The organism is Lysinibacillus sp. 10T31, from assembly GCF_056394365.1.
The window spans coordinates 41,148-50,670 of sequence record NZ_JBFTHS010000034.1 but is presented as its reverse complement, the minus strand read 5'-3'; the positions used below and the strand labels follow the sequence as shown (position 1 = coordinate 50,670).

The 9,523-nt window shown below is 36.4% G+C and carries 9 protein-coding genes and 2 pseudogenes; 8 read left to right on the top strand and 3 right to left on the bottom strand.

Translation table 11 applies throughout. The features are described 5' to 3' along the window. Nucleotides 1-114, bottom strand: a pseudogene (locus AC1DCY_RS18670) (transposase); the annotation flags it as partial. A 186-nt stretch (nt 115-300) separates the two neighbouring features. Here AC1DCY_RS18670 and AC1DCY_RS18665 point away from each other — a divergent pair. The 7 genes and pseudogenes from AC1DCY_RS18665 (at nt 301) to AC1DCY_RS18635 (ending at nt 5,845) form a co-directional block, all read left to right on the top strand. Beyond that, the gene (locus AC1DCY_RS18665; RefSeq protein WP_477352598.1) at nt 301-549 is read left to right on the top strand and encodes a hypothetical protein; all 249 of its coding nucleotides are present in this window, start codon (nt 301-303) and stop codon (nt 547-549) included. Continuing rightward, entirely contained in the window at nt 512-1,015 is a 504-nt protein-coding gene (locus tag AC1DCY_RS18660; protein WP_477352596.1) for a hypothetical protein, read from the top strand. The genes AC1DCY_RS18665 and AC1DCY_RS18660 overlap by 38 nt, the downstream gene beginning before the upstream one ends. 186 nt (nt 1,016-1,201) lie before the next feature. Continuing rightward, a pseudogene (locus AC1DCY_RS18655) lies at nt 1,202-1,336 on the top strand (N-acetylmuramoyl-L-alanine amidase); the annotation flags it as partial. A 379-nt stretch (nt 1,337-1,715) separates the two neighbouring features. Continuing rightward, entirely contained in the window at nt 1,716-3,221 is a 1,506-nt protein-coding gene (locus tag AC1DCY_RS18650) for a lmo1851 family serine protease (protein WP_477352594.1), read from the top strand. 81 nt (nt 3,222-3,302) lie between these two features. Beyond that, nucleotides 3,303-4,205, top strand: coding sequence for a CobW family GTP-binding protein (locus AC1DCY_RS18645; RefSeq protein WP_477352592.1), 903 nt, complete (start codon nt 3,303-3,305; stop codon nt 4,203-4,205). A 392-nt stretch (nt 4,206-4,597) separates the two neighbouring features. After that, nucleotides 4,598-5,389 carry a CAP domain-containing protein gene (locus AC1DCY_RS18640; RefSeq protein ID WP_477352590.1) on the top strand — a complete coding sequence of 264 codons (792 nt, stop codon included), beginning with the start codon at nt 4,598-4,600 and terminating at the stop codon, nt 5,387-5,389. Nucleotides 5,390-5,596: 207 nt separating this feature from the next. Continuing rightward, entirely contained in the window at nt 5,597-5,845 is a 249-nt protein-coding gene (locus AC1DCY_RS18635; RefSeq protein WP_477352588.1) for a hypothetical protein, read from the top strand. A 38-nt stretch (nt 5,846-5,883) separates the two neighbouring features. On the opposite strand, the gene AC1DCY_RS18630 is transcribed toward AC1DCY_RS18635, so the two are convergent. Beyond that, nucleotides 5,884-7,254 (bottom strand): MATE family efflux transporter, encoded by a 1,371-nt coding sequence (locus tag AC1DCY_RS18630; RefSeq protein ID WP_477352586.1) that lies wholly within the window; start codon nt 7,252-7,254, stop codon nt 5,884-5,886. Between the two features lie 229 nt (nt 7,255-7,483). Here AC1DCY_RS18630 and AC1DCY_RS18625 point away from each other — a divergent pair, with 229 nt between their 5' ends. After that, complete coding sequence (locus AC1DCY_RS18625; protein ID WP_477352584.1) at nt 7,484-8,560, top strand: undecaprenyldiphospho-muramoylpentapeptide beta-N-acetylglucosaminyltransferase; 1,077 nt, start codon at nt 7,484-7,486, stop codon at nt 8,558-8,560. Nucleotides 8,561-8,695: 135 nt separating this feature from the next. Here the strand turns inward: AC1DCY_RS18625 and AC1DCY_RS18620 are convergent, their stop codons facing one another. Further along, the gene (locus tag AC1DCY_RS18620; RefSeq protein WP_477352582.1) at nt 8,696-9,244 is read right to left on the bottom strand and encodes a GNAT family N-acetyltransferase; all 549 of its coding nucleotides are present in this window, start codon (nt 9,242-9,244) and stop codon (nt 8,696-8,698) included. Nucleotides 9,245-9,523: the final 279 nt, after the last annotated feature.

Here is a 9,523-nt window from a genome sequence, read left to right as displayed (position 1 = left end):
TTCCACATAATGCTTGATGATTTCACTCGATACGTTTCCTGCGGTAGATACAAAATAGGAATGTGTTCATTGGCTTGGCAAATGTTGAAGATGAGGAAATTCCTCTCTCAACTTAAATGTATCAGCTTTATTTATAAATGCAACATACATACAAAAAAGTGCGGAATTTTCGGATACTTGAAGTACCACAAACCTTTCAGTTTTTTAGTAGCACTCCGTATCCGACCTCACTCTCATCCCACACCTGAAGGATTGGGCTTTCCCGTTCGGAAAATCTGTAATAATGAGCTTTTAGAGGGGATGGGGAGTTATTGTCTTAGAAGTAAGAAGAAATCAAGTGGATATTTAAATAAGAACAAATGGCTAAACAATAGATTTGAAGAAGGCTTGAAATATGTGCAAGTAATCGACAATAAAAAACAAGTAGGGTTTATTGAATATATAGAAGCAGAAAATTCATCAAGAGTGGTTCATGCAAATGGTTATTTAGTGATTCATTGTTTATGGGTAAGTGAAGTCGGAAAGGTTACGTACTCAATTAATCAATAAATGTTTAGAGGATGCCAAAAAGCAAGCCAAAAAAGGTGTCGTTGTTATTTCTAATTCAAAAACATCTTGGGCGCCAAGTAAAGAGATTTTTTTGAAAAATGATTTTCAACTTATAGATACGGCGCCATATGATTTTGAATTACTTGTCTACCCATTGAGCAACAACGTAGCCGAACAACCCTATTTTCCGAATGATTGGGAGGAGAGATTAAAAAAATTTAATAACTTAACGATTTTACGTACATTCCAATGTCCATATGTCGAAATTGCCACAGAAAATATTATAGCTGGTGCAAATAAATTGAATATACCAGTTGAACTTATTGATCTTAAAGATAGAGAAGAGTTGATGGAATTTTCACCAACCCCGTACGGTATTTTTTCTGTCATTTATAAGGGGCAGCTTCTTACTTTTCATAGGTTAACCGTACATTCGGTGATAAAAAAATTAAAAGAACTGAGTTAAAAATTTATTAGTGCAAATCTATATTAAACATTTGTATATAATATAGAATGAACTTAAAATATCGATCTTTAAACTACGAATGTTAAGATACAAGTTCAATCACCCCAATTTTCACCCTAGGAAAAAAGAAGGGGGAACCTTTGATATACTAGTATTAACTTCACAAGCGTTCAAAATCGGTGAAAAATACAAAAAAAGTATATTGTCGTTCATGAAACAGACAATACAAGCGTTGGAGCTGATGCTGACGCCCATGCTCATCTGCAGTTAAATGGCAACAGTAGGGAAGAAGTAGATGATAAGGAAGCTGTACAATCATTGAACATTTTTTGGGAATGCTGAGGAGAGGATATGTAATTTCTAATATTCTATGAGGATTTTAGTTGACTGCTTCGAGGAAACGAGTAAAATAGAAAAGCAGTACCATTATATACCTTCAACTTAGCAGATAACAGAAGTGCTTTTAGGAAGTGCTTTTAGGGCACCTTTACTTTTATAAAATCTAAAGCAAAAACATTTACATAGAATAATGTGCTTAACAATATAGTGATTAAGAAATGCTGGATTTTATGAAGATTGTTGTAGGACAAGATTTGTCGTGAAATTTTGACAGTCTTTTTCTTTTCGTCTTCTCTATAACCTGTTAAGATGGTAATAGTGTGACAACAAGTTAGTGTATATGAGAGTGGTGACAATCAAGATGGATGAACAGAAAAAAGATAGTATAGAACAGCAGCCGGAACAAACAACCCCTGCTGAAGTAAAACCGGCAGGGAAATTTATACAAATGAAACCGTTTAAATTTATCATGCTGATGTTCTTTACAATCCTTATTACTGCAGGTTTAACGATATTTGCGTTAACATTCGGAGAAAAGAAAGTAGTTGAAGTGAAAGTACCGACTGGACGTGCGGAATTTTCAAAATTATACGAAGCCTATGATTTGCTTAAAAACAACTATTACAAAGATATCGACGATTCAAAAGTGGTCGATGGCGCTATTAATGGCATGTTTGACGCTTTAGGTGATCCGTATTCTGATTTTATGGTGAAGGAAGAAGCAGATCAATTTAAGTCTGGATTGTCTTCTAGTTTCCAAGGAATTGGTGCGGAAATTCAAGAGCGTAACGGCTCTATTACAGTTGTGTCACCTATTAAAAATTCACCTGCTGAAAAGGCGGGGCTTTTACCGAAAGATATTATCTTAACTGTTGATGGAAAAAGCATTCATGGCTTAAGTGCATCTGAAGCGGTAGCTCGTATTCGTGGTGAAAAAGGAACATCTGTAAAATTAACCGTGAAACGAGAAGGAAACGCTGAGCCTCTTAATATGACAATTGTCCGTGATGAAATTCCGGTTGAAACGGTTTACGGAGAAATGCTTGAAGGGGATATTGCCCATATTCAAATCACGTCATTTAGTGAAGATACAGCAAAAGAATTTGAGAAGATTCTTGCAGATTACGAAGGTAAAGGATTGAAAGGTATCGTAGTAGATGTACGTCAAAATCCTGGTGGCTACCTAGATGCTGCAATAGAAATTTCGAATTTATTTGTTCCAGAAGGTAAACCGATTGTACAAGTACAACAAAAAGACGAAGAGCCGAAAATTACAAATGCTATTGCTGGTAAAAAATACAATGTTCCAGTGACAGTCCTTGTTGATAGCGGCAGTGCTTCTGCTTCTGAAATATTAGCTGGAGCATTAAAAGAATCTGTCGGTGCTAAAATTGTTGGAGAAACATCTTTTGGTAAAGGTACAGTGCAAAATGTCACAGCATTAAAAGATGGCTCTAACCTTAAACTCACAACAGGTAAATGGCTTACACCAAATGGTAACTGGATTCACGAAAAAGGGATTGCTCCAGATGTTAAAGTGGAATACCCATCTTATGCATCATTACCTTACTTAGATCCATCTATGGAAATGAAAAATGGCGTGCAGTCTAACTCTGTAAAAGCGGCACAAGAGATGCTAGAAGTTCTAGGATATGAGCCTGGTACAGCAGACGGTATTTTTGAACAAAATACAGAACGTGCAGTGAAAAAACTGCAAGCTGCAAGTGGTCTTGAAGAAACTGGTGTGTTAACGGGCGAAACAACGTATGCTTTAATGGATGCAATCCGTGCTAAAATAAAAGCAGATGATCCTCAATTGTTAAAAGCAAAAGAACTGCTTATTGGTACACCAGCAAAAACTGAGTAAACTACAAACTAACAAAGTAGCTGTCGCAGCAGGCGTCTCTAATGGCCTTTTGCGACAGCTTTTTTTATGGAGGTAATAATTATGAAAGACGTATACTTATTTAGTGGTTTTTTAGGTAGCGGAAAAACATCCATGCTAACAGATGTTATTCGACAACTAAAGGATAAAGATTTAAAGCCTGCTGTCATTATGAATGAGCTTGGAAAGCTACCATTTGACTCACAGGCTGTGGAAAAGGATATTCCGTTAAAGGAAATGCTAGAGGGCTGTATTTGCTGCTCTGGCGCTGAAAAAACAGAGGCACAGATTCAATCTCTTCTATTAGATAGTGACTTTGATGTCTTAATTATTGAAACAACAGGTGCTGCACATCCTGTAGAAGCGTTAGACGCTGTTTATTCACCGTTATTTGCGGAAAAGTTAAATGTCAAAGGAATTGTCACGGTTGCTGACTCAAAGCTGTGGCTAGATCGAGAAACATTGACTCCGCAAGTGCGCTCCTTATTTATGGAACAAATTCGTCACGCGCATTTATTGCTGGCTAACAAAACAGATTTATTAACTGAGGCAGAACAGGCCCAGGTTGTTTATGAGCTACAAGGATTTAATCCTCATGCTTTTATTTTGCAAACTACAAATGGGCGAGTACCGTTACGTTTATTAGAAGAATTAAAGGCAACAGCTCAGGTGGATAAACAAGATGTTGTGAAAGCCCCAATAGCATCAATGCATTTGGGTTCACGATTAGTTGAATTTAAAGACGTTGACTTTACACAGGAGCAATTTGAGGATTGGGTACGTACATTGCCTGAAACCGTGTATCGAATGAAAGGCTATGTGCCAATTGAAGGTGTAAAAAATCCTATGCTGTTTCAATATGCGTATGGCATGGTCCAATGGCTTCCAGAATACGTAAAAATGCCTGCAAAACTCGTAATCATTGGTGAAGATGTAAGTAGCATAAACGTTATAGGTCTTAAATAAAAGATTAGGCTTCTCTATATAAACATATAAAATCTGCTGATTCCTACTAATAAGAAACGAATGTTCTGTTTCTGTTTTCTTATTGACGTAGTAATCAAAGCAGATTTTTTTTTGTACTAGTAAAATAAAGTAAGTGTGTTTCGGTATTTTAAGACTTTATTTGGCGTGTTAATCTATTTGAATATTGAAAATAATTGATAGTTTTTTAGGGGTGTCAACCCTATTTGAAACGTAAGTATTTCATAGACTGGCGATACTTGCTAAAAAATATTGCTAAAAACCCTCTATTTGATGCGAATTTATTTCTCTGATGGTGTTGTTAGCAGATGTTGGCAAGAAATTTATTAAATTCGTACTTTACGATTGGATGCATAGAAGGAGGAATTGCAAAAATGAAAAAAACACTAACTGCAATTTGTGCAACATTTTTATTAGCAGCTCCAATTCAAATGGCTTCCGCTGCAGAAAATACTACAGAGGGGAACACAACTACAGACTGTAATAAAGTTTATTCTTATAAATGGTCAAATCAATGGTCAGACCAATTAGCAAACCAATTGGCAAACCAATTGTCAAATCATAAGTGGAATGTAAATCTACCACAAACACAAGCACCATCAAAAGAAACACAAGCACCATCGAAAGAAACACAAGCACCATCAAAAGAAACACAAACACCAAAAAATAATCAAACGACAAATAACAATACACAAACAACAACAAATAACAATACACAAACAACTCAAAAAGATAATACAGCTACTAAACCAGCTCAATCTACACCATCAACATCTACTAACTCAGATGTGAATGCTTTTGAACAAGAGGTAGTAAAATTAACAAACGCTGAACGTACAAAAGCTGGATTAGCACCATTTAAAACGGATGATAAATTGATGGCAGCTGCTCGTGAAAAATCACAAGATATGCAATCTAAAAACTATTTTTCACATACAAGCCCAACATTCGGTTCACCATTTGATCGTATGAAAGCTTTAGGAATTACGTATAAGAGTGCAGGTGAAAATATTGCACAAGGTCAACGTACACCTCAAGAAGTAGTACAAGCTTGGATGGATTCACCAGGTCACCGTGCGAATATTTTAAATGAGAAATTTACGCATATTGGTGTTGGCTATGTGAAATCAGGTAACTACTGGACACAACAGTTTATCCAAAAATAATAATAGCTTTATTGAATAATAGGATGTCCACTAAGACGTAAAATCTTAGTGGACATCTTTTTTATATTTATAGTTGAAGTGCGAAATTAAATGTTATGTGGACAGGGAATTTTACTTTTATAAAAAAAGCAAACTAGAAATTTGTCTTGTTTGAACTTCGGCAAAACGAGAGGTTGATTTCCATTCCAACTAGGCGATTTACTGGCGGTGTCAGATGAAGCGCTTGGGGCAACAAATGATTTTTGCGCGAAAGCGAAGCGACAGCGGCAAATGTTTACTGTGCGAAAGCAACAGGATGTTGGTCACGAAGGCGTTATTACAGGACGTGATGGTTTTAGCCTTCGTTCCTTTATTGCTGATCCTCGAGAAGTCGCCCAGTCTCCACTACAAGGTTTTTTTAAAAATTTCCTGAAGTGTGGTGTAACGTTAGGAGAAGAAGATTTTCATTCATTCTAGTTACTTCTTTAAATGAAAAAAGCAAACTAGAACAAAGTCTAGTTTGCTATTGTTGTTTTGGCCGTACTTTTAAATCTTTTTTGAACAAATATTAAACGTATTAATAAAGTAATTGCACCTGTAGTCAGACCTGCCACTAATCCAATCCAGTATCCAAATGGCCCGAAGTCTGTCTGAGTAGCCAGTACATATCCGACAGGTAAGCCGATAATCCAATACGAGATAATGGCCATAATAAAGCTCATGGTAACATCCTTGTAACCTCTCAAAGCTCCTTGTACAGGCGCTTGGATAGAATCAGATAGCTGGAATATAGCTGCGAATATTAAAAAATGACTGGCATATTCTAGCACTTTGCCATCAGTCGTATACATATTGGCAACAGGCTCTCGAAGGATAAAAAGGATACAAGCTGAAATAAAGCTAAATAATATCGCGGTTCCAACACATAAATAGCTATATAGTTTAGCATCGTGCAAACGGCCAGCGCCTATTTCAAAACCTACTAATATTGTAACACCCATCGAAATGCTAAGAGGCACCATATAGAGCAGGGAAGTGAAATTTAAAGCTATTTGATGGGCTGCGATAATTTCTGTACTAAAGCTACTCATCATCATCGTGACAGCAGAAAAAATACTCGTTTCTGCAAATAATGATATTCCAATCGGTACACCAATGATTAAAATTTCCTTCCAACGAAGCCATTCTAATTTTGGCCAGTCATGGAATAGGCGGAAGCGTTCAAAGGGCACGCGTTTTGCAATAATCCATACTGTGATCAAGAAAACTAGCCAGTATGTAATCGCCGTTGCAACGCCTGCACCGACTCCGCCAAGCTCGGGTGCTCCAAATTTGCCGAAAATAAAAATATAATTCAACACAATATTAATAGGCGTTGTAAGTAAAGTAATAATCATTGTGACGCGAGTTTGTCCAAGTGCATCGATAAAACAACGCATGACAAAAAATAAAAAGAGTGGTATTAGTCCAACGCACATCGCATAAATATATGATTTAGCAATAGTATGTACAGAGGCTTCTAAATTCATATTGCCAAGAATCCAATCAATACCAAATAATAATATAATTAAAATAAGTATCGATAGTGCGATGGCTATATAGATTCCTTGCTGAACAACCTTCTTTGCTGCCAGCTCTTTTTTAGCGCCAACAAGCTGTGAGACAATAGGTGTGATTGCAAGGAGAATACCAGATAACCCAGTGTAAATAGGCATCCAAATAGAGGAACCGATTGACACGCCAGCTAAGTCAGCGGTACCGTACCGACTCGACATTAAAATATCGAAGAAAGAAATAAGATATATAGCTACTTGTGTGACTAAAATGGGTACAATAATTTTTAATAGTAATGCATATTTTTCTTTTAATGTAGTTGTCTGATTCATAGTGTAAATCTTCCTTCATTAACATAATTAAATTAGTATAGCATACTTAATAGAGGAAAGCTGAAAAATTAAAAGCAGCTTCATCTATATCTTTTCGTTCGCATATAGTAAAATAAAAGACTGTAAATAAAACGTAGTGACTGCTACAATGGCTTTTTAACATCTTTAAGCGAAATGTTTTTTGTAGCGAAAGCGAAGTGTCAGCTACAAATGGAATAGGAGAATTAATGTGAAACAACAAACAATCATTTTAACCGGTGGAGGGACAGCTGGTCATGTATCGCTTAATCAAGCGATACTCCCGTCTTTACAAGAACTAGGTTATGATGTCCACTATATTGGCTCAGACCAAGGCATTGAAAAAGAATTAATAGGCGAGGCGTTTCCAAGTGTTCCGTTTTACGGTATTTCAAGCGGGAAATTGCGTCGTTATTTCTCAATGAAAAATTTTACAGATCCTTTTAAAGTGCTTGCTGGAATTATGCAGGCTTTTCGTATTATCAAAAAAGTGAAGCCACAAGTAATTTTTTCAAAAGGTGGCTTTGTTTCTGTACCAGTTGTCATGGCTGCAAAGCTTGCTGGTGTACCGGTAGTCATCCATGAATCAGATGTTACACCTGGCTTGGCCAATAAAATTGCGCTGCCATTTGCATCACACATCTTTACGATTTTTGAAGAAACATTGCAGCACTTACCGAAAGAAAAGGCAACATGCACAGGCTCCATTATTCGCCAAGAGTTATTTATGGGAGATCGAGCGGAAGGTTTATCATTATGTGGCTTTACAACATTAAAACCTGTTCTTCTTGTAATGGGAGGGAGTCTAGGTTCAGTTGTCTTGAATGATGCACTTCGTCAAAATTTACCAGAGCTTGTAAAACAGTTTCAGATCATTCATTTGTGTGGTAAAGGAAATTACGACAAAACATTTGAATCTACACCTGGTTACAAGCAGTTTGAATATGTGACAACAGAATTACCGGATTTATTACATGCTGCAGACTTTATCGTCTCACGTGCTGGTTCCAATTCGATCTTTGAATTTTTAGCACTTCACAAGCCGATGTTATTAGTGCCATTATCTGCACAGAAAAGTCGCGGTGACCAAATATTAAATGCCAACTTATTTAAAAGACAGGGTTACGCGGAAGTATTACAAGAGGAAGAGTTAACAAAGGAATCCTTTAAAAAATCAGTTCATGTGTTAACAGAGCGCAAAGCAGAAATGGTTTCAACAATGGAGAAAACTCAAAGACCGAAAACGCCAGAAGAAATGGCGAAATTGATTTTACAATATAAAAAGTAGGCTCCTTACTTGTATCCAACTGCATAGCTTGTACTTATATAACAATACAGCAATAATATGTACCAAAAACAGAAAAAAGCTATGTGCCTGTCATCAAGACAGAGCACATAGCTTTTTTTATGAAAATTATATAGATTACATCGCTTGTTCTTCGCCTTCTGCCATTTGATTGGCTGTTGTCAGATAGAACAAATCTTTTGGAATTTTATATAAACTAAATTGCGCCTCGCCACTGTTAACCTGTGCTAATAATGTTGGGTGGCTTTCATTTGCGCTCATAACATATGGTAGCTTTAAGGCTGCACGCTGAGATTTTATATTTTCAACACGAATACGGAGAAATACCGTATGGAAATTATATTCAAAAAATAGTTCATTCAAAAAAAGCATTTTCGCCTTTTGGTTATAACCTTGACCTTGATAAGGGAGTCCAATCCACGTTCCTAAAAAGCCTGCACCATCCTCGACATCATGAATGCTTATGGTGCCGATTGGTTGACCCCAATCATCAGTAATCGTCCTTGAAATAGCGAGTCCCTTCGCTTCTTCTTCAATCAGTTGTTTTGTCATAAACCAATATTCATCAGCTGATGTGGCTTTTTGACGGACAAAAGGGAAAACAGAAGGGTGTGATAATAGCTCATAGAGCTCTGTACATTCATGTAGGTCTCGATGTTTAAGCATACGAAACGCCTCCTTTACTAGGGTAGTTAAAACAATTCCTTTAAAACATAAAGAAGAAAACTAAAATTCGTACTGGAATTAAAACCCAAAGAACTAGACGTTAAAACTATGATATCCATAATCTCCCGCTGTCTTACTGATTTTTCGACCATACCGAAAAAAGGCTAGTTTTTTTAATATAATATAACAATCCTACTGCTTTATGCAATCATTTTCCTCGCTAAAACAAAAAATAAGTTTATTAGTCAGTAAATTCTGAAAAAATAAACAATTGCATAG

Coding starts and splice junctions, on each gene's coding strand:
- AC1DCY_RS18665 (WP_477352598.1), top strand. CDS start 301: ATGGGGAGTTATTGTCTTAGAAGTAAGAAGAAATCAAGTGGATATTTA.
- AC1DCY_RS18650 (WP_477352594.1), top strand. CDS start 1,716: ATGGATGAACAGAAAAAAGATAGTATAGAACAGCAGCCGGAACAAACA.
- AC1DCY_RS18645 (WP_477352592.1), top strand. CDS start 3,303: ATGAAAGACGTATACTTATTTAGTGGTTTTTTAGGTAGCGGAAAAACA.
- AC1DCY_RS18640 (WP_477352590.1), top strand. CDS start 4,598: ATGAAAAAAACACTAACTGCAATTTGTGCAACATTTTTATTAGCAGCT.
- AC1DCY_RS18630 (WP_477352586.1), bottom strand. CDS start 7,254: ATGAATCAGACAACTACATTAAAAGAAAAATATGCATTACTATTAAAA.
- AC1DCY_RS18620 (WP_477352582.1), bottom strand. CDS start 9,244: ATGCTTAAACATCGAGACCTACATGAATGTACAGAGCTCTATGAGCTA.